2 protein-coding genes are annotated in these 1711 nt (G+C 72.4%); both read left to right on the top strand.

The features are described 5' to 3' along the window. Nucleotides 1-382, top strand: a 382-nt coding sequence (locus AB0O00_RS38045; protein ID WP_363659264.1) for an MFS transporter, incomplete at its 5' end; no start/stop codon positions are given. 136 nt (nucleotides 383-518) lie between these two features. Beyond that, nucleotides 519-1711 (top strand): PAS domain-containing protein (locus AB0O00_RS38050; protein ID WP_363659265.1); only part of this gene is annotated, 1193 nt, incomplete at its 3' end.

Consider the following 1711-nt stretch of genomic DNA (forward strand, 5'->3'; position numbering starts at 1 on the left):
GCCAGGACGGACAGCCAGGTCGCGGGCGTCGAGGCGCTGGTGGGTGCTGGCGGCGGCGAGCGGCGCGCTCGCGATGACCTTCATCGACGAGACGGGAGTCGGTGTGTCCCTCGCGACGATCCGCCGGGAACTGCACGCCTCCCCGACCGGCGTGCACTGGGTGATGAACGCCTACATGCTCTCCCTGGCGGCCTTCGTCGGGGTGAGCGGGCGACCGGCCGACGTATTCGGCATGCGCCGGACGATCGCCGTCGGCCTGGTCGTCTTCGGGACCGGCTCGCTGCTCAGCGCCACCGGAGGCCTTGCGGGCGGCGGTCACGCAGTCGTCGCGGGTCTACTGCCGGTCGAGGCGGCGAGCGTGGCGCGAGCCCTCTCGTCCTGATGCTTCTATCAGCCGGCCTGCCGGCGGAATCGGCCTGAGGGACGATGGTGGAAGCCCCTTGCCGTTCGACATCCGTAACCGGGCAGCCGGACAGTCGGGGCGGCCTCCCGGACGGGCGACAGAGCGGAGCCAGCAGATGAACGCCGCCGACGGACGCAACGAGGGACCGACCCCGGTGCATCTCGGTCCGTCCGTGCCGGGTGGACTGCTGGACCTACTGGGAGTGGCCGCGGTCGTCCTCGACGGTGACGGACGGATCGCGTTGTGGAGCCCGCAGGCCCGGGAACTGTTCGGCTGGACCTCCGAGGAGGCGCTGGGCCGGCCCGCGGCGAAGCTTCTGGTGTCCGAGGAGCACGTGGGCCTCGTGCTGGAATTGTTCGCCACCGTGATGGCCAGCGGTGAGAGCTGGGCCGGCGTGTTCCCCGTCCGGCACAAGGACGGCTCGACGCGCCTGGTGGAGTTCCGCAACATGCGGTTGCGCGACAAGGACGGCGCCCGCTACGCGCTCGGGATCGCGGCCGACGAAGCCGTCGTACGCGGTGTGGAGCGCGATCTGGCACTGTCCGCCCGACTGGTCGCCCAGTCCCCCATCGGCCTCGCGGTATTCGACACCGATCTGCGCTACCTCCTGATCAACCCTGCCCTCGAACACATCAACGGCATCCCCGCACCGCAGCACCTCGGACACAGCGTCCCCGAGATGCTGCCGTTCCTGGACACCGACGCCATCGAGGCGGCGATGCGCCACGTCCTGACCGGGGGAACACCCCTGCTCGACCAGTTCACCACCGGCCGCACGCCCGCCGACCCCGACAGCGAGCACGCCTGGCTGGTCTCCTACTACCGGCTCGAAGATCCGGGCGGGCGGGTGCTCGGCGTCGCGCTGTCGGTGGTGGACGTCACCGAGCAGCACCGCGCGGACCGCCAGGCCGTCCAGGCCCGCCGCCGTCTCGCCACGATCGCCCGCGCCTCCACCCGGATCGGGACCACGCTCGATCTGGCGACCACCGCTCACGAGCTCGCCGACACCGTGGTCCCCGATCTCGCCGACATCGCCGCCGTGGACGTCCTCGACGCCGTCCTCGACGCCCGCGCCGCCCACGACCCACCGAGCGGCCCGGCACTGTTCCGCGCCCTCGCCGTCCAGACCGCCTACCCCACCGACGCCGCCGGCGCCGCCGACCCGGTCGGCGAACTCACCCGGTACGAAGCCGACCGGATGGTCACCCGCTGCGTGGCCACCGCCCGGCCGGTCCACATCCCCCACGTGCGCTCCGACCACCTCGCCCGCATCGCCCGGGACGAAGAGGCCGCCGCCGTCCTCGCCCG

Origin of the sequence: Kitasatospora sp. NPDC093558 (assembly GCF_040683475.1) — a bacterium.
In the GTDB taxonomy this organism is placed as follows: Bacteria; Actinomycetota; Actinomycetes; order Streptomycetales; family Streptomycetaceae; genus Kitasatospora.